Source organism: Neobacillus sp. FSL H8-0543 (genome assembly GCF_038592905.1).
Classification (GTDB): Bacteria; Bacillota; Bacilli; order Bacillales; family Cytobacillaceae; genus Neobacillus.
Map to the genome: position 1 here is coordinate 5,016,795 of NZ_CP151943.1, position 19,526 is coordinate 5,036,320.

A 19,526-nucleotide genomic window follows, 5' to 3' on the forward strand; every position below is an offset into this window, starting at 1 on the left:
GGAGAGAAATGGCTGAAAAATCACTGGAGAGAGTATCAATCAGTGCCAGTATAGCAAAATTTCGTGAAGTTGGATTACTGGGATTTATTATCCTGTTGTCCATAGCCGTTCAAATCAGGAATCCAAGTTTTTTAACACTTGAAAACTTGAATGACATGATTACCAATACAGCCATTTTGAGTATTTTGGCAGTTGGGATGATGCTAGTCATTATTACAAGGGGGATTGACCTATCAATTGGTGCGACACTTGCTTTATCCGGGATGAGTTCTGCCCTGGCAGTCGGAGCCATGCCGACACTTCATCCCATCTTGGCCATCCTTTTGGGTATCTTGATCGGTGTCGTTAGTGGCGGAATTCTCGGCCTGATTATTGCAAAAGGCAGTGTTTTACCTATCATCGCTACCTTAGGGATGATGTATATCTTTCGGGGACTTACCTATATGGTCAGTGGCGGAAAATGGGTAAGTGCCCACCAAATGCCGGAAAGCTTTAAGGGCATTGCAACAGGGACATTCATGGGGATCAATCACCTGATACTGATTGCTATTATTATTTACCTTATTTTCTACTATTTCATTAATCATACCAGAACTGGCAGACAGATTTACGCTGTCGGAAGCAATCCAGAATCGGCTATCATTACGGGAATTAATCATGACCGAATCATTTTTCTTGTCTATACGATAATGGGCGGATTGGCAGGACTTGCTGGAGTGTTATGGGTTTCAAAGTTTGCCTCGGCCCAGGGTGACACCGCATCAGGATATGAATTAACGGTTATTGCTGCCTGTGTATTGGGCGGGGTTAATATTGCCGGCGGTTCCGGAAAAATATCCGGGTTAATTTTGGGTTCTGTTCTGATTGGAATTTTAAATAATGCCCTGCCACTCATTAATGTTTCGCCTTTCTGGCAAAGCGGAATTCAAGGCGGGATCATCCTGGCTGCGGTGGTTTTAAATGCTGTTGTAAAAAGAGGAGTAGATTTGAATGCGCTCATGAGGAGGAAAATCTAGCTATGGAGACGATAAACAAAAAAGAGTTCTCATTTAAGAAGTTTTTCCTTCAGTGGGAATGGATGCTGATTTTGTTATTTATCGTGGTGAACATTATTAATATAAGTTTATCTCCTTACTATTGGGATTTTAATAATTTGCGAGACGCAACGATGACGTTTCTTGATAAAGCATTCATTGTATTTCCAATGGTATTGATTATGATCTTACGAGATATTGATATTTCGGTCGCATCTATTGTCGCCTTGGCATCAGTTATCATGGCTCATTTATATACATTAGGGGTACCGATGGAAATTGCGGTGGTGATTTGTCTTACTGTTGGTGCAATTTGTGGGCTGATAAACGGATTGCTGATTGTGAAGTTCAAGGAATTATCGGCCGTCATTGTTACACTGGCAACGATGATTATTTATCGGGGGATCGCCTATATCATCCTTGAGGACCAATCTGCCGGCTCCTTTCCGGAATGGTTTGGCTTCTTCGGTTGGGGATATGTCTTTGGTATTCCATTCATCCTCATCGCCTTTGTTGTATTAGCCGTCTGTTTTGGGCTGGTACTGCACATAACAACCTTTGGAAGAAGAGTCTATGCGATAGGTAACAACCCGACTGCATCCCGCTTTTCAGGGGTCCAGGTAGATAAAATCAAAATTATCGTGTTTACGCTTGCAGGTTTAATGGCAGCGATTACAGCCCTGTTTTTAACATCAAGAATGGGCAGTACCAGACCAAACATAGCACAGGGTTATGAACTGGATGTAATTGCGATGGTCGTCTTAGGTGGAATTAGCACAGCAGGCGGAAAAGGAAAAATGCTGGGGGCGATTATTGCCGTTTTCCTAATCGGCTACTTGCGATATGGGCTGGGATTAATTAATATCCCTGCACAAGTTCTCATGATTATCATTGGGTTGCTTCTCGTCATGGCCGTAATGATTCCGAATCTGAAGCCGAAAGTCAAGGCAAAAACGAAGCAAGTGAAGAACGCATCCCGGCAAATAGCGGGTTAAACGATGAAATTCGTCATACTAAACAGTCAACCAGACTGTTTCTGTATATAAAAAAACAAATAACAAGGGGAGATAAAAAGATGAAAAAGCTGCTTATGGTTTTTGTATCAATCTTCATGGTTTTTTCAGTGCTCGCAGCATGCAGCCAAGGCTCACCAAGCAGCGGCGGTGAGAAGAGCGGCGAAAGCAAGGATGGCAAAAAACGATTCGCCATTGTTTTCAAAAATACAGGGAATCCATATGGCGAAAAGATGATGGAAGGCTTCAAAAAGGCAATTGAAGCGCAGGGGCATGAAGCAATTCTGAAAGCGCCGGACCAGCCTACGGCTGAAGCGCAGATCCAAATGATTGAAGAATTAATTTCCCAAAAAGTAGACAGTATCGCGATTGCGGGAAATGATCCGGATGCTCTCGAGCCTGCTTTGAAAAAGGCAATGGACCAAGGTATCAAGGTACTTTCACTAGACTCTGCGGTTAACACGAAAAGCCGTATCGTACACATCAACCAGGCAGACCCTGAAAGAATTGGCCGCGTCCAAATCGAAGCCATTTCTGAAATGATTGGCGGCAAAGGTCAAATCGCCGTTCTTAGTGCCACTTCCCAGGCAACCAACCAAAACACTTGGATTGAGTGGATGAAGAAAGAACTCGAAGATCCTAAATACAAGGATATCGAGCTTGTAAAGGTCGCATATGGAGATGACCTCCGTGATAAGAGTGTTTCTGAAACGGAAGCTCTATTAAAATCTTATCCTGATCTAAAAGGGATTATTGCTCCAACCACTGTTGGTATTGCTGCGGCAGGTAAAGTGTTAACAGACAAAGGGTTAAAAGACAAGGTGCACTTAACAGGCCTGGGATTGCCAAGTGAAATGGCCGAGTATATCGAGTCCGGAGTTTCCGATTGGATGTATTTATGGAATCCTATTGATGTTGGATACCTGGCAGGCTACGCTGCTGACAGATTAGTGAGCGGCAAAATCACGGGCAAAGTCGGCGAAAAATTCTCTGTCGGTGACCTTGGCGAGAAAGAAGTCGTTGCTGACGGCGACGGCGCACAGATCATGCTCGGCGACCCATTCAAATTTGACAAGAGCAATATTGCTGAGTGGAAGGAAGTTTACTAAGACAGAACGTAACAGCATAAGGACAAGGAAAATAACCGAACCAATTAAAATATATATAAGAGGTTCGGTTATTTTTTGGACACTATTATTGGAGCATTTATCCTAAGGGGATTTAACCAGAATCAATAAAACAAGTGTAAAGTGGTTGGGTTGACGAAGGAACAGGAGGTAAGGGGAAGAAATGTTTATAAACAAAGCATTTAAGGGAACGAAAAAAAGAATGATAGCGATTGCTCTTACATCAATGCTTGTACTATCCTCATTCCCTGGTATCAATGGAACAAATAGTGTAAAGGCTGAAACGAACAAGGCACCGGGTGCTCCGACTGGCCTGCTTACGGATCTTCTGCCTGCTCCATTGGCCGTTGAGGATTTAACTAATCCAAAATTTAGTTGGGAAGTAAATGATGAGAACAGGGGAGAAAAACAAACGGCTTACCAGATACGGGTAGATACAGATCCTAACAAACTATTATCGGATGACTCTGTTGTATGGGACTCAGGTAAAGTTGCTTCGGGAAAATCATCAAATGTTCCTTATGATGGTCCAACCCTTAAACCTGCTACTCGATATTACTGGACGGTAAAAACATGGGATAAGGATGATCAAGCAGGTCCGTTTTCACATCCTGGAATGTTTGGAACGGGGTTAAAGGATGAATGGACAGGGTCTTCCATTTGGCAAAACCCGAATGAATATGGAAGCTGGGATAATTATACGATTGAAGTTGATATAACTATTGAAAGTAATGCTGCAGGAATAAAATTCAGGGCGAAGGACAATAACAATTCCTATATGTGGCAATTCAGCGCTCAAAAGCAGGCTCTTGCCCCGCATGTTAAAAATGCCGGCACATGGAGAGAAATTACGCAGATCGCTTACCCTTTTAAAATTGGAGTGCAATACCACATCAAAATTGTCGCAAATGGAAATGAAATTACTACATTTGTTAATGACTCAAAAATAGATACACGAAGCCTTTCCGACCACATGACTGGTTCGATTGGTTTTCGTCACGGCAGTACAGAAAGTGCTTTTTACGATAATGTGACAGTCACATCAGATAAAAATAAGGTCCTCTACCATGCAGATTTTTCATCTGGTGAAGCAATTGGCTGCGGATCTGTTAGAGATGGAAAATTATATGTCGGAAGAAGTGCTGAATGTTTAATCGGCGCATCCGATAACATGGCTTTTTTCAGAAAGAATTTCACCTTGGAGGATAAAGACATCTCCAGTGCAACCGCGTATGTGACAGGGCAATCTCCAAGCCCTGCGAGACAATATGTTTACAAGCTTTTTGTGAATGGTGAGTTTGTTGGTGTTGGTCCTGTTGAGGGATATAACGGACAGCTTTTTTATAATGCATATGATGTTACCGGCTTGTTAAAGAAAGGGAAAGAAAATGCTGTCGGAGCGATTGCCTATACGCAACAGGATAAACGGTTCCTAGCCGAGCTGCATGTTACCTATGTAGATGGCAGCAAACAGGTTATCAAAACAGATAACACATGGGAATCTCTGAATGCCCATCAAGCAATTCGGGATGGTGGGAATGCAGGTACAGGTTATTATTATGCGCCATCTGAATATATAAACTCAATTGAATACCCGCATGGATTTAGCAAACCAGACTTTGACAGCAGTTCGTGGTCCAAAGTCCTCGTTAAAGCCGTAATTCCTAAAGGACAATTGACCGGCCAGCCGTCACAGAATCTCGAAGAAGTGGTGGTAACTCCCCAGAAGGTCGTTGATAAGGGGAATGGAAGATATTTTATTGACTTTGGCCACTCTGTAACTGGAGGTATCAAACTAGCAATAAATTCTTCAACAGAAAAGGAAGTGGAAATCCGTTTAGGTGAAGAGCTTTCTGCTCCTGAAACCGTTCGTTATAATATGCGGACCGGCAATAATTACCGAGAAATCTGGAATCTGAAGCCAGGCGAACAAACCTTGCAGCATTGGGGATACCGCGTGTTCCGCTATGCTGAAATTTATGGGCTGCATGAAGGTTTGACAAACGTGGAAGAAATCGTTTCAGCGGTTGCTCTCCGTTATCCATTTAACGAAGAAGCATCAGAGTTTGCATCATCCGACCAAACGCTTAATACAGTATGGGAGTTCTCAAAAAATTCTATTCGTGATTTAAACTTTGACCTGTACTATGACTCTACCACTAGGGAACGAAGAGCCTATGAAGCGGATGCCTATATTCAACAGCTTTCCCATTATGCATTAGATCGAGAATTTGCACTTGCAAGGATTTCTCATGAATATCTTTATGACCATGAAACATGGCCGACAGAATGGAAACAGATATCGATTATGGCTGCATGGCAGGATTATTTGTATACCGGTGATAAAACTTCTTTAGAAAAAAATTATGAGGTATTGAAATCAAAGGCTTATGACCGATTTATGACAGCTGAAGGACTTCTAAAAAAATCGACCGTCAATGATATTGTAGACTGGCCAGATACTATGCGTGACGGCTATCAATTTACCGAAGTAAACACGGTAATTAATGCCTATAATTACCGGGACATGGTTGACTTGGCAAATATCGCACAGGTGTTGAATAAATCAGAGGATGTCAAAAAATACAAAGAACTTGCGTCAACACAAAAGGAAGCGATTAATAAACAACTATTTGACTCAAGTGTCAATCGGTTCCGCGATGGTCTGGGAGTGAATCATTATGCTTCGCATGCCAACTTCTTCCCAGTTGCATTAGGAGCGGCAACTGACGAGAATGCCAAATTGGCTAGCGAGTATATTGCGAGCCGCGGAATGGTTCCAAGTGTGTATGGTGCACCATTTTTACTAGAGTCACTTTTCCAAAATAATCAAGAAAGCAAAGCCATCGATTTATTAACTTCTCATGAGAAAAACAGCTGGATGAACATGATTAAATTGGGTGCTGGTTCGACAATGGAAGCCTGGGACCCTAGCCAGAAACCAAACCTGACCTATTCCCATCCATGGGCCGCATCACCAGCTTATATCATCCCGCGTGAAATGTTTGGGATTGTTCCAGTTCTTCCGGCGTTTGAAAAATTTGAAGTCAAACCAAGGCCAGGACAAATCGGTTCTGCAGAGATTAAAGTTCCAACAATTAAAGGTAAAGTTGAAGCTTCCTTTACACAATCAGAAGACAAATTTGAATTAACAGTAAGCGTACCTGCTAATACGACGGCGATTGTTTCTGTACCGGCGGCCAATAAATCGGAAGTATCGGTGGATGGAGAAGTCAAATATCTTGATGAGAACAATCGTTATATTGTTTATGAGGTGGGTTCTGGTAAGTATAACTTTGTAGTCAATAAAGAGAATGTCATTCCTTTTGCTCCTGACAACGTAACTGTTGAACCTGGAACAAAAGAAATTAGCAATATTCTAAAGTGGAAAGATAATTCCAACTATGAAAAAGGCTTTCTGATAGAGAGGAATGAAGGGGAGAATGGATAGAAGTCGACTCTGTTTCTGCAAATGTTACAACCTACACAGATAAAAATGTAATACATGAAAAACAGTATTTTTATAGAGTTACTGCTTTTAATGATAATAGCAGCAATCCAAGTAGTATCGTTTCGATTTTCGCTGTAGATATTCGTAATGTGGCTTATAAAAAAACTGTGACCGCAACGAAAGAGGAAGGCGGGAATGAAGTACCAGGAATTGTTGATGGAAATCCAAATACACGCTGGGCGGCAGAAGGCATGCCGCAAACAGTAATAGTTGATTTGGAAGATGTGTATTCAATTAACGAAGTGGGTCTGACACCTTATCAGAATCGTGCTTATCAGTATAAAGTCGAAACCTCTTTAGACGGGAAGGATTATACCTTTGTGGTTGATCGTACGGGTAATACAGATGGGGCATCATTCTTGAAAGATGAATTCCCAACGGTCAATGCACGCTATGTAAAGCTTACTGCCACAGGAGCACATGGCTATACAGGTGGATGGGTTAGTTTTCATGAGTTTAGGATATATGGAACAAAATTTGAGCTGGATAAAGTAACGTTAAAGGCTGCTTCACAGACTGTCCTGCCAGAAGAGCATGTTTCCTTATCACTAACTGGTGTAATGACGGATAAGAAAGAAGCTGATCTTTCCAACGCAACAGTCAAATTTGAATCAAGTCAGCCGGAAGTAGTCTCGTTTAGTAAAGACGGGAAAATAATAATTGCTGATTATGTTAAAGATGTACGTTCATTTGATGTATGGGCTACTGTTGTCCTTGATGAAAAAGAGGTAAAATCTGAAGCAATTTCTATTACCATTCATCCGACAATTGAACATACCCAACAACTTCTAAGCAACTATGAAAATTCAAAGATGGTAAAAGGACCGTTAGTTCCACAGCTTAGGAATTCATTACAGCAAGCATTGCATCATAAAGAGAAAGGTCATCTTGATCAAGAGATCCATCATCTCAGTAATTTTATAAAACACATCAGTAATGAGTCTTTGAAAGAATACGTGACACCAGAAGCAAAAGATGTGTTACTTCAAGATGTTCAAAAACTAATTTTAATTCTTAAGGGTGAAGAAAATTAAATTTTCCGGGTAATTCCTAACTCAGTGTACCTCACTGAGTTAGGATTTTTTGAGATTATTATGCTCAAATAAGGACAATAAACTTGTCAGCTCAGGATATAGGAGAAACGTAATTTCCTAGAAAAATAGAGTTTTCAGTAAGCGTTTCAAATGGGAAGGTGATGCGTATGACAAAATACAGTATAGCCGTTGATATCGGCGCTTCCAGCGGCCGCCTTATTCTCGGATACCTCGAAAATGAATTTTTAAAGCTAGAGGAGATTCACCGGTTCGAAAACAAAATTGTCAAAAAAGGTAACTTCTTTTGCTGGGAGGCCGATAAGCTGTTTCAAGAAATCATCAATGGACTAAAGAAATGCAGGGAACAGGGCATTAAGCCTGACAGCATCGGGATTGATACCTGGGCTGTTGACTTTGTGCTCTTGGACGAAAACGACCAGCCCTTAACAGAAGCAGTGGCCTATCGCGACCCACGGACCGATGGGATGATGGAAGAAGTCTTCAAGCTGTTTTCCAAGGAAAGACTTTATCTCGAAACAGGTATTCAGTTCCAAAAATTTAATACCATCTATCAACTTTATTCTATTAAAAAGAACAATCCGGACATTTTTAAAAAAGCCAAATCGTTCCTGATGATCCCTGACTACTTCAATTTCTTATTAACGGGAAAGAAAGCAAACGAGTATACAAATGCCACTTCCACACAACTGGTGAATGCTTTTACGAAAAAGTGGGATCGGCCATTATTAGATATCCTTGGAATCAACAAAGAAATGTTCCATGAGATAAAAACACCAAGAACGGTTCTTGGCACGTTAAGGGAAGAGCTCGTCTCCGAACTGGGGTTTAATCTGGAGGTTATCCTGCCAGCCACCCATGATACGGGTTCCGCCGTTATTGCGGTCCCGGAGCAGGATGAAACCATCTATATCAGCTCCGGTACTTGGTCCTTAATTGGAACAGAAAACTATTTTCCCATTTGTGTGACCAAGGCATTGGAATACAATTTTACGAATGAAGGCGGAATCGATTACCAATACCGCTTCCTAAAGAATATCATGGGCCTTTGGATGATTCAGGAAGTGAAGCGTATGTACAATGATGAATATTCGTTTGCCAGGCTGGTGGAATTAGCCAAGGAAGCAAAGGATTTCAAAGCCATTGTGAATGTGAATGATGACCGGTTCCTAAAACCGGATCATATGATAGAAGCTATTCAGAATTATTGTATCCAAACGGGACAGCCAGTCCCAAGTACTCCTGGTGAGGTAGCCAAATGTGTATTTGATAGTTTGGCAGTAAGCTATCAGGAAGCCATTAGCCAAATCGAAGAAATTTTTGAAAAGAAATTTGAAAAAATCAATGTCATCGGCGGCGGCTGCCAAAACGAAATATTGAACCAGCTTATCGCAGATGTAACCCATAAAGAGGTATATGCGGGACCTGTTGAGGCGACCGCAATCGGCAACATTGCGGCTCAATTAATGGCTCTGGGGGAAATAAAGGATGTAAAGGAAGCACGCGCCATTATCAACCATTCATTTGAAGTAAAAAAATATACACCATCCCATAAAGTAGTCAGTTAAATATAGAAAGGAAGAAGGAAATTGTCCATTAAAGAAAACTATGAACTTGCCAAACAAGCTTATGCCAAATGGGGAGTCGACGTTGATGGAGTGTTGGAAAAACTAAAAAATATCCCTATTTCGATTCATTGCTGGCAAGGTGATGATATTGGGGGATTTGAAGTAAACCAAAACAAATTATCTGGCGGTATTGACGTAACCGGTAACTATCCTGGAAAAGCCAGCACTCCTGAAGAGTTAAGAAGCGACTTAGAAAAAGCACTTTCATTAATTCCAGGCAAGCACCGTGTTAACCTTCATGCCATTTATGCAGAAACAAATGGAGAAGTGGTCGAAAGAGATCAACTGGAACCGAAGAATTTTGAAAATTGGGTAAAATGGGCAAAGGAACATGGACTAGGGTTAGATTACAATCCAACCCTATTCTCTCATCCAAAAGCAGCCGATGGTTTGACACTTTCCCATCCAAACGAAGAGATTCGGGAATTCTGGATTAATCACTGCATCGGCAGCCGTAAAATTGGCGAATACTTTGGAAAGGAGCTAGGAACACCTGCGTTAACGAACATTTGGATACCAGATGGCTATAAGGATATTCCAAGTGACCGCTTAACTCCCAGAAAAAGATTAAAGGAATCATTGGATAAGATATTTGCCGTGGAAATTGACGATAAATATAATCTGGATGCAGTGGAAAGCAAACTATTCGGTATTGGCTCCGAAGCATATGTGGTTGGTTCTCATGAATTCTATTTAAACTATGCGATGAAAAATAACAAATTGTGCTTGCTTGATACGGGCCACTATCATCCAACAGAAACGGTTTCGAATAAAATATCTTCCATGCTGCTGTTTAGCGACAAGGTTGCCCTGCATGTTTCGAGACCGGTTCGTTGGGATAGTGACCATGTCGTCATTCTCGATGATGAATTGAGAGAAATTGCACATGAGATCGTCCGCAATGATGCGCTTGATCGTGTCATCATTGGCCTTGATTTCTTTGATGCCAGCATCAACCGTGTGGCAGCCTGGACAATTGGAACAAGAAACATAATTAAAGCCCTGCTTTATGCGATGCTGGTGCCAAATGAACACTTAAAGCAACTTCAAGAAGAAGGCAACTTTACCGAAAGATTAGCCTTAATGGAAGAATTCAAAACCTACCCATTTGGGGCCGCATGGGATTACTATTGCGAAAAAATGGGTGTTCCAGTAAGAGAATCTTGGTTAGAAGAAGTAAAGGCATATGAACAAGAGGTTTTATCAAAACGATAAAGTGAAATAAGCAAAGGCAGACTTCAGAAAGGACATGAAAGTGTTCCTTAAGAGTCTGCCTTTTTTTATGGAATATGTTTGTTTTTCAAAAATTGTGTTATATTTATATTGGAAACAGACGAAAAAGTAAATATAAATAAACCTAAATAAATATAAATAAACATAATGGGTAGTGGATTCTGAAAGGGGATTTTCAAATGCTTGTGGCAGAAAGACAAAAAAAGATTGTTGAATTAGTAAATGAACGGTTGAGTATTCGGGTCTCCGAACTGAGCAAAATTTTCTCCGTAACAGAGGAAACGATACGTCGTGACTTAGAGAAGCTTGAAAAAGAGAATCTATTAATGCGAAGTCATGGCGGCGCTGTCAGTATTGGGAAGGACCAAGCAGAAACCTCATATTTAGAAAGAGAAATCACCAATGCAACTGAAAAAAAAGCTATTGCTTCAGTGGCTGTTGGGTTAATTGAGCCCGGTGACAAAATTGTCTTGGATGCGAGCACTACTGCCTGGTATGTGGCGAAGGAGCTGTCTGACATGCCTTTAACCGTGTTGACAAACTCGATAAAAGTTGCCATTGAGTTGAGTAAAAAAGAACAAATTAAAGTGATATCCACTGGGGGAACGTTATTATCGCAGTCGCTTTCCTTTGTGGGGCCTCTGGCAGAACGATCCCTGGGGTTGTATCACGTGAACAAAGTATTTCTCTCCTGTAAGGGAATTCATATTGAAAAAGGGCTGAGTGACTCTAACGAATCACAAGCGTTAGTAAAGAAGCAAATGATGGAGATAACCGATGAGACAATCCTAATGGTGGACTCTAGTAAATTTGGTACAAGGGCCTTTTCACAAATAGAACCTCTTGCTAAAATCAATCGGATAATTACAGATTCAAACATTGGTGAAGACACAAGAAAACAGTTGGAAGAGAAACAAATTAATTTAGACATAGCATCCATTGTATAGAAACCTTGCAGACTGAATTGGGTGTGTTTTTTGTTTGTTAAAAATAAAAGGAATCAAACTTAAATTGTGACGAAAATCGCAACTAATCAAAAATAAACAAAACTACATATCTGTTTTTATGTTTATTTTAGTTAGAGATAGGGTTATCATGTAGACATAAAGAAAAGAACTTTTCTCAAAAGGAGAGAAATAAACATGAATATGACAATAACCCGAAATTCAATATATACTGCTCCGTTTTTACAAGAAATGATGGAAACTGCCGCTAACCTATACCGTCTAGGCTGGGCTGAACGAAATGGCGGGAATATCAGTTATTTATTACATGAATATGAGGTTCTTCCATACGTGGATGTAGACTATGTTATAAGAACAGTACCAATGAACTTTGATGCTTCCGATCTTGCAGGCAAATATTTTATTGTGACAGGCTCTGGTAAATATTTTAAAAACGTAGAAAAGAATCCAGTAAGAAACTTAGGGATCATTCGTATTGCAGAAGATGGAAAAAGCTACGAAATCCTTTGGGGATTTGAAGATGGCGGTGTTGCTACAAGTGAGCTTCCTACACACTTAATGAATCATATGCAGCGCTTGTCAGTAGATAAAAACCATCGTGTTATTATGCACTGCCATGCGACAAATCTTATAGCGATGACATTTACACACAGCTTAATGGAAGAAGATTTTACAAAAACACTATGGGAAATGTGTACAGAATGTATCGTTGTTTTCCCTGAAGGTGTAGGTGTAGTTCCATGGATCACCCCTGGTACAAATGAAATTGGTAAAGCAACGGCAGAAAGAATGAAGGACGTCCGTATTGTATTGTGGCCACATCATGGGGTGTTTGGTGCTGGAACCACAATTGATGAAACGTTTGGGCTGATTGAAACAGCAGAAAAAGCTGCTGAAGTTTATACCATTGTATGTGCCCAAGGCGGCAAAAAACAAACCATCACTGACAAGCAGCTGCAAGATCTTGCTGATGCATGGCATGTAGTTCCCCGTAAAGGAATCTTGAAACTTTAATGAAGGGACATTTTTGTGGGGAAGAAGTAAAATTATTTAAACTGTATTGGCATAATATAAGAAAATCTTGTTTAGGAATCTTGGCAATGTCAAAAGCTCTCTTCCTGGAGTCGTTTTTTCTTGAAGTAGCAGAACAACATAGGTAAAAGCTGACAGCAAAACAATAATCACTCCTAATATAAATATGACTCCACCAGACACACTTATGAGTATTACTTTTCATGTAAAAGTAAAACCGTAGAAATTAATGTTGTCGACTCGTTTTTATTATGTATTTTTGTGAAATACAAATGTTCACTGTTTTGTTGAAAATAACAATTATGAGTTGTAGTATAACAATAATGAGATTGTTATACTAATAGTATTGTTTTTCAATTTTTGTTATATAACAGACAAGTGTTTTTAAACTCACAATAATTATTCCGAATAATAATACTATTGTAACATATCCTAATATTCGCTATAATTCTACTTATTACAATTCAGAGTTAAATAGAAAGGATTTCGATATTTTATAAAAAATAAGAGAGATACATAGGTGTTGGTGGCACACGGAAAGTTAGTAGTGTAGGGAAAGATTATCTTTTACAAGCGGGGGAGCATCTATGAAAAAATTATTGAAAAAATGGAATCAAATAAGTCTGGTAAAACAAATTGCACTTGGTTTGATTATTGGTATTATCCTGGCTGTAACGATTCCAGCAGTAGCAAAACCTATTGTCATTTTAGGCTCCTTGTTTGTAGGTGCTTTAAAGGGGATAGCACCAGTATTGGTTCTCTTCTTGGTTATGTCGGCCATCGCCCAACATCAAAGCGGTAAACAAACAAATATGAAATCAATTATCTATTTATACCTTTTGGGAACTTTTCTAGCTGGATTAATCGCTGTGATTGTAAGTTTTGCTTTTCCTGTCAGTATAACCCTAACAAAGGGTGCTGAGGATTTGGCGGCTCCAGGTGGTGTGGTAGAGGTTCTCAAAACATTATTGTTGAACGTTGTCGATAACCCTGTTAAAGCCATTTATAATGCGAATTACATCGGAATTTTAGCTTGGGCAATCATACTTGGTTTGGCTTTAAGAAATGCCCCTGATTCGACAAAAACAGTAATCTCTAATTTTTCAGATGCCATAAGCAAAATTGTTACATGGGTAATCAAGTTTGCCCCATTTGGAATTATGGGTCTCGTGATTGAATCTATTACAACAAATGGGATTGAGTCACTACTAAGTTATGGAAAATTACTTGCCATTTTGATTGGATGTATGCTCTTTGTCGCACTTGTTGTTAACCCAATCATTGTTTATGCATACGTACGCCAGAACCCCTATCCACTAGTATTCACGTGTATAAGGGAAAGTGGTATTACCGCATTCTTTACACGCAGCTCGGCTGCAAACATTCCTGTAAATATGAAATTATGTGAAAAACTTGGTTTAGATAAAGATACGTATTCGGTATCGATTCCATTAGGAGCAACTGTCAATATGGCTGGTGCTGCAGTTACTATTTCTGTTTTGACCCTTGCCGCAGTTCATACACTTAATATTCCAGTGGACATCCCTACAGCAATCCTCCTTAGCGTAGTGGCAGCTATATGTGCTTGTGGTGCTTCAGGGGTTGCAGGTGGATCACTCTTATTGATTCCATTAGCTTGTAGCTTATTCGGAATCTCCAATGATGTTGCGATGCAGGTGGTTGGAGTTGGCTTTATCATTGGTGTTTTACAAGACTCCTTTGAAACGGCACTTAACTCATCAACTGACGTCCTCTTTACAGCAACAGCTGAATATAAGAAGCGCCTTAAAGAAGGAGAAAAAATAAATATCAAAAAAGTAGCTTAACAAGCGGCTTTTAATATAATAAATACAGCTAATAAAATAATCCCTTTTGTAAGGACGGTAGGATACCGTCTTACAGAAGGGGCTGCGGTAGCGCAAATTTTCGAAGCTATGAAGTGGCTTCTTGTGAATTCATTCGAATCCGATAAATAGTAATTAAGGTAGTATCTTTTTATTGAAAAAAATACGTTTCTACATTAGTAGAGACGCGGTTTTTTGAATCTGTGCCAGGTACAACAGCATTATACTATTTGTAAAATTGATTTAGATGTGAGAGGTTACCTGATATTTATAACTCAAAGAAGGTACCATTCCTAAAAGGAAGGTACTTTTTTATGTATAAAATTTCGCTGTAGAATTAATAAAATCACCGTGCACCTACCATTGATTGAAATAATCAAGCGTTACTTGTAAAAAATAGCTCAAACTCGGTAACCCTACGGCACATAGAAAGGACTACTTAAGGCTGCTTCCTTCCGGACCTGACCCGATTCATAGGTTTCCATTGCGTAGGACCAAGTTATCAACACTATTTTCACAAGGCAGACCTTGCTTCATCCAACCTCAGGTAGGATTTCAACCCCGCTATGGCGGACCTGCGGGTTAAGGGACCGCCAACTCCCCGTCTAGCACGGTATGTATAGGCTAGACTCTTGCTTATGTTTATATTAGTAATGGAAAAATTAAAGGGAAAATCCCGAACAGTTGATGAATACGGCGCATGAAATGGCTGTAAGCCAGGTTCTGTTCCTGCGTGCTCAAGCGATGCCAATCTGGCACAACAGGTGTAATCATATGACTATCAGTCAAGAAGACCGATCCATCCATTTGGTTCATGATTCCCGCAGGATGGTGCCCCTACCATAGTTTGGGTTGCTCGCTCGTGGGGTTTACCCGTTCCATTTCTTCTGTTTCCAAAAGAACTCGTCACTGTGGCACTTTCAGGTTACTCTCAGCATATCCGTTAAGGACTTAGCATGATTTCTCCGCCGTCAGCAGAATGAAATCTGCTGCCCACCTTTGCAGATGGCACGAACACTCCGGGCATCTCAGCACCGGGCGAGCCTGGACTTTCCTCAACTCATGTAAACATGAGCCGCGATTACTCACCATTTCATGTTTCTTTGCTCATCGACTACGTTAATCAATATAACATAAAAGAAAAGATATGGTCATTAGGAGACTGACTCCATAGATGGGATATTTAGGGTTTGGTTAAATCCAGATTACTTTTTAAATTGTAATAGTGCATCTTAATAATCATAATGATGTCTAAATACCTTCTAGTGGCAAAGATTGAATTTTTACATTTGACGTGGTTATCTAATCTTCCGATGGAGCTTGTATCTCTTACCCTCAAATTCAAAGGACTTTTTATTTGCTGCGGCTTGTACAGCTCTGGTCACATCTTTGTGTAATACAGTAAGATCACGCTCGATTTGCACGAGTTCAGATTTATCCTTATTGATAACGAGGTAATAGGAATTTCCTGTCTTCAATGCCATTAATGCTTTTCTGCCCTTCAATAATCCTTCTAATAGAAAGTCTAGTATTTGAATCTTGGGGCTTTGGATTTCTTCTTGAATAAGGTCATAAATAGTTGCATCCTTTGAGGTTAATTCCATTAATTTCTCTTCATATTTATTCATATTTATTCTCCAAATCATCTAGTTTTTGATTGTATCTTTTAATATTCCATTCATCCCATAGGTAACTGATAGCATAAAACACAATAATACTGATAATAAATTCCATGGATAGTGTAACAAAAATGTTTGTCATTACACTCCATTGCGGGAACAAAAGAAGATTCTGCCAATCCTTTTCAATGAGGAACGTACCAATGATTGTGAGAATCAGAAACACAGTTGCTAAACCAAGTGAATCCCAAAAGTAATATCTTTTCCTTCTTTTCTTAGACTGGTCATCAGAGCCTGTCGGTATTTGTTCTCCTGTTACCATTTTTGGTATCATCAGGCTTTCATCTTTACGTGCAAACCATCCAATTGATGCAGGAATCATTACAATTAGGATGATTTCCCAGGTGCTATTTGTAATATCCTTAGTACTGACATACTTCCAAATACCCGAAACAAGTAGGTACAGATACACAAGGCCTAGCGTTATTGCCATTCCCCTAGCAATAAACTTTTGACTTCTTTCATCCATTTCTATTCCTCCTCTACATATTCAAAAAGTTCTTCAATGGTAACGTTAAAAATTTTGGAAATGTCCCATGCTAATTTAAGCGACGGACTATAATTTCCACGTTCTAGGTGTCCAATTGTTTCTCTTCTGACACCCACTAAACCAGCTAAAGTTTCCTGATTCATATTGTGTTTAGCCCGATATTCTCTTAGTTTAGTTTTTAGCACATGTAACCACCTTCCTTTTAAAAATGTTATGTATTTCGCTCTTTATGTTATAAATATATCTCGTTAATTTGAAGATGTCAAGAGTTCTGGCATTTTTATCAAAACTACAATTGGATGGGCATTCACTTTTTTAATTCAGAAGAGTGATGAACAACAAAACCCAGTCAGATGGGAATGGAAATGTCGTTCAAAAGGGTGATGTACAACAAAAACAGGTCGGAGGGAAGTGGAAAAGTCGTTCAAAAGGGTGATGAACGACAAAACCGAGTCAGGCGGAAGCGGATATGTTGTTCATAAGAGTGATGAACGACAAAACCCTATCAAAGGGAAGTGGAAATGTCGTTCATAAGAATGATAAAAGACGATGTGGAAAAAATTTATAGAAAACTCAAAGATAAAGAAACCAAAAGTAGTGTTCAGGTTTTTTGCTACCAGACATTGCCGAATATGATGGGGGAAAATGGAAAATACTATAATACATAATAATTTTATCGGGATGGGAGTACTGAAACATGCTGATAGAGCGTTTGATCCTGATAGCAATGTGGCCGATCGGCATTGTTGCCTTTATTCTGTTTATTCCACTTAAAGACCGACGTAACGGTTTATTGGCATTATTAATGTTTCAAGCAATCATTTGGCTTTGTGATATGTTTGCTTTTAAATATGGCTTGCTAAGTGCTCCAGTACGGGAGTTGCCAAAAGCGACAGATCTCCCCCTTACCATCAATTATTTTTTTTATCCTGTTTTATTTTCCATCTTTTACGTCCGAAAGAAGGCAAATAGCAGTCTATTGCCCAGAATCACTTACTTTTTAATATGGATATCTGCGGGCACGTTATTTGACATTGTTATCGAGAGAAATACTGATTTGTTAAACTATGAAAAATCGCCCTGGTATGGAATGTGGATTTACATTGGGTTTCTCTTTTTCGTAACTCAAGTTTGCTGTAATTGGTTCTTTAAAGACAAAGCCTTGTTTCAAGCGGAACGGTGGAAGACGAATGAGAATTGAATGGTGGATCTTGATATCTGTTTACGCATTGGCAACAGGCATTCTTTTGTTCATTCCGAAAAATAAAATTCGCCTTGCCGTTGTTGCTTTTTTGTTCAAACAGGTAATCACCATTCTATTTGGTCTAGTAGTCGTAGAGTTAGGGTTGCTTGAATATCCTATTCGGCTTTTTGCATCGGTTAATCGGACGAGCTTCACGTATGAATATTTTGCTTTTCCGGTAGTTTGTGCTGCCTTTAATGTATGGTACCCTAATGGTCGAAATCCAGTTTTTCAAATTGGATATTATAGTGGAGTTGTTTCTGTTTTAACTGCTGTTGAAGTCATCATTGAAAAACACACCGATCTCATCAATTTCATACACTGGGAATGGTATACAAGCTGGATTACAATCTGCCTATCTTTTTATATAACGCGTTTATTTTGTGTCTGGTTTTTCGCAAAGGGGAGAGTGTAGTCCTTGGTCCATTGGGAATAAAGTATTCAACACTATTAGAAAATATGATTCCAATATAACGTAACAAGGTACCATTCACTGAGAATGGTACCTTATTTTTTAAAAAGCTCAACATTTTGTATACGACAATACTCAACAAGGGATTGTAGAAGGGTATCAATATCACTTTTAGTATTATGGTAGGAGAAACTTACACGCAGTGCACTGTCAGCTAGAGCACGGTTAATTCCAAGTGATTCGAGCACAGAAGGACCGCGGGAAATCGCTGATTTAGATTTACAAGCTGCTGCACTGGAAATAAATATATCCCTGGAATCAAGGAATTCTACCACTTTTATATTATGAAGACCGGGTAGCGAGAAATTTACAATATGTGGTGCTCCTTGCTTATTGGAATTTAACAAGGCTTTTGGTACTAGTTGGACTATCTCATCGATACAATAATCCCGAAGCTCTTTCATATGCAAAATATCCTCTTGCATATTGGCAAAGGTAATTCGTACCGCTTCACCAAAAGCACTAATAAAAGCAGTGTTTTCTGTTCCCGAGCGCAAACCGTTTTCCTGTCCACCGCCTAGAACACTTGAAAACATTTTTGTACCCTTTTTCACGTACAGTGCACCAATCCCTTTGGGACCATGTATTTTATGGGCACTTATACTAATTAGGTCGGCTCCAATGCTCGCTGCAGTGAAGGAGAGCTTTCCATAGCCCTGTACCGCATCACAATGTAATAGGGCGGGGGATTGTTTTTTTCTAATGATTTGTTTAATCTCGTTTATCTGGAAAATACAACCAATTTCATTATTAACCAACATCACACTTACAAGGACAGTCTTGTCATTAATCGCATGTTCCAATTCTTCCAAGTCTAGTACGCCATTAGGTGCGGAAATATAGCTCACAGTCCATCCCTGTTTTTTAAAATCCCTGATTGTTTTTGTAACAGCAGCGTGTTCAGCAACTGTGGTAACGATATGATTACCATATTTGGAATTAGCCAAGCATGCTCCCTTGATAGCAAGATTGTCAGACTCGGTACCACCTGAAGTAAAATAGATTTCATCAAATTCTGCTTCAAGCGAATCTGCAATGATTTGACGTGCATGATTAAGCTCCAACTTACTTTCCTTGCCTAGACGGTATAATGATGAAGGATTGCCGTATACCTCCGTAAGCATTTTCACCACTTTCTTCGTTACATCTGGGTATGGTTTAGTCGTTGCGCAATTATCTAAATAAATTTCGGGCATTTGGATT

The 19,526-nt window shown here is 39.7% G+C and carries 16 protein-coding genes and 2 other RNA genes; 12 read left to right on the plus strand and 6 right to left on the minus strand.

Going from position 1 to position 19,526, the window contains the following annotated elements; all coding sequences use genetic code 11:
- Window positions 1–8: 8 nt before the first annotated feature.
- The 10 genes from NSS81_RS24805 (at window position 9) to sstT (ending at window position 14,421) form a co-directional block, all read left to right on the plus strand.
- Window positions 9–1,016, plus strand: coding sequence for an ABC transporter permease (locus tag NSS81_RS24805; RefSeq protein WP_342431271.1), 1,008 nt, complete (start codon window positions 9–11; stop codon window positions 1,014–1,016).
- Window positions 1,017–1,018: 2 nt separating this feature from the next.
- Entirely contained in the window at window positions 1,019–2,029 is a 1,011-nt protein-coding gene (locus NSS81_RS24810; RefSeq protein ID WP_342431272.1) for an ABC transporter permease, read from the plus strand.
- An 80-nt stretch (window positions 2,030–2,109) separates the two neighbouring features.
- Window positions 2,110–3,156: a rhamnose ABC transporter substrate-binding protein gene (rhaS, locus tag NSS81_RS24815; protein ID WP_342431273.1), complete on the plus strand. Its 1,047-nt coding sequence runs from the start codon at window positions 2,110–2,112 to the stop codon at window positions 3,154–3,156.
- A 181-nt stretch (window positions 3,157–3,337) separates the two neighbouring features.
- Window positions 3,338–6,625, plus strand: coding sequence for a family 78 glycoside hydrolase catalytic domain (locus NSS81_RS24820; protein WP_342431274.1), 3,288 nt, complete (start codon window positions 3,338–3,340; stop codon window positions 6,623–6,625).
- Between the two features lie 149 nt (window positions 6,626–6,774).
- Window positions 6,775–7,719 (plus strand): discoidin domain-containing protein, encoded by a 945-nt coding sequence (locus NSS81_RS24825; protein WP_342431275.1) that lies wholly within the window; start codon window positions 6,775–6,777, stop codon window positions 7,717–7,719.
- 167 nt (window positions 7,720–7,886) lie between these two features.
- Entirely contained in the window at window positions 7,887–9,305 is a 1,419-nt protein-coding gene (rhaB, locus tag NSS81_RS24830) for a rhamnulokinase (RefSeq protein ID WP_342431276.1), read from the plus strand.
- 21 nt (window positions 9,306–9,326) lie between these two features.
- Entirely contained in the window at window positions 9,327–10,580 is a 1,254-nt protein-coding gene (gene rhaA, locus NSS81_RS24835; RefSeq protein ID WP_342431277.1) for an L-rhamnose isomerase, read from the plus strand.
- Between the two features lie 197 nt (window positions 10,581–10,777).
- On the plus strand, window positions 10,778–11,545 hold the full coding sequence (locus NSS81_RS24840) for a DeoR/GlpR family DNA-binding transcription regulator (protein WP_342431278.1): 768 nt from the start codon (window positions 10,778–10,780) through the stop codon (window positions 11,543–11,545).
- A gap of 195 nt (window positions 11,546–11,740) precedes the next feature.
- The gene (rhaD, locus tag NSS81_RS24845) at window positions 11,741–12,577 is read left to right on the plus strand and encodes a rhamnulose-1-phosphate aldolase (protein ID WP_342431279.1); all 837 of its coding nucleotides are present in this window, start codon (window positions 11,741–11,743) and stop codon (window positions 12,575–12,577) included.
- Window positions 12,578–13,182: 605 nt separating this feature from the next.
- Window positions 13,183–14,421, plus strand: coding sequence for a serine/threonine transporter SstT (gene sstT, locus NSS81_RS24850; protein ID WP_342431280.1), 1,239 nt, complete (start codon window positions 13,183–13,185; stop codon window positions 14,419–14,421).
- A 367-nt stretch (window positions 14,422–14,788) separates the two neighbouring features.
- Here sstT and ffs read toward each other — a convergent pair.
- The 5 genes from ffs to NSS81_RS24875 form a co-directional block, all read right to left on the minus strand.
- Window positions 14,789–15,053: signal recognition particle sRNA large type (ffs, locus tag NSS81_RS24855), an RNA gene on the minus strand.
- A gap of 93 nt (window positions 15,054–15,146) precedes the next feature.
- Window positions 15,147–15,532: RNase P RNA component class B (gene rnpB, locus NSS81_RS24860), an RNA gene on the minus strand.
- 205 nt (window positions 15,533–15,737) lie between these two features.
- Window positions 15,738–16,067: a hypothetical protein gene (locus tag NSS81_RS24865; protein WP_342431281.1), complete on the minus strand. Its 330-nt coding sequence runs from the start codon at window positions 16,065–16,067 to the stop codon at window positions 15,738–15,740.
- On the minus strand, window positions 16,060–16,587 hold the full coding sequence (locus NSS81_RS24870; RefSeq protein WP_342431282.1) for a hypothetical protein: 528 nt from the start codon (window positions 16,585–16,587) through the stop codon (window positions 16,060–16,062). Before NSS81_RS24870 ends, NSS81_RS24865 begins: the two co-directional genes overlap by 8 nt.
- 2 nt (window positions 16,588–16,589) lie before the next feature.
- Window positions 16,590–16,793: a helix-turn-helix transcriptional regulator gene (locus NSS81_RS24875; RefSeq protein ID WP_342431283.1), complete on the minus strand. Its 204-nt coding sequence runs from the start codon at window positions 16,791–16,793 to the stop codon at window positions 16,590–16,592.
- Between the two features lie 512 nt (window positions 16,794–17,305).
- Between NSS81_RS24875 and NSS81_RS24880 the strand changes: the two genes are divergently transcribed.
- Both NSS81_RS24880 and NSS81_RS24885 read left to right on the plus strand, forming a co-directional pair.
- Window positions 17,306–17,809, plus strand: a complete 504-nt coding sequence (locus NSS81_RS24880; protein ID WP_342431284.1) for a CBO0543 family protein — start codon at window positions 17,306–17,308, stop codon at window positions 17,807–17,809.
- A complete protein-coding gene (locus NSS81_RS24885; protein WP_342431285.1) occupies window positions 17,799–18,266 on the plus strand; it encodes a CBO0543 family protein in 468 nt (155 codons plus the stop codon). The genes NSS81_RS24880 and NSS81_RS24885 overlap by 11 nt, the downstream gene beginning before the upstream one ends.
- Before the next feature lie 92 nt (window positions 18,267–18,358).
- Here NSS81_RS24885 and NSS81_RS24890 read toward each other — a convergent pair whose 3' ends face one another.
- A complete protein-coding gene (locus tag NSS81_RS24890) occupies window positions 18,359–19,519 on the minus strand; it encodes a cysteine desulfurase family protein (RefSeq protein WP_342431286.1) in 1,161 nt (386 codons plus the stop codon).
- Between the last annotated feature and the right edge of the window lie 7 nt (window positions 19,520–19,526).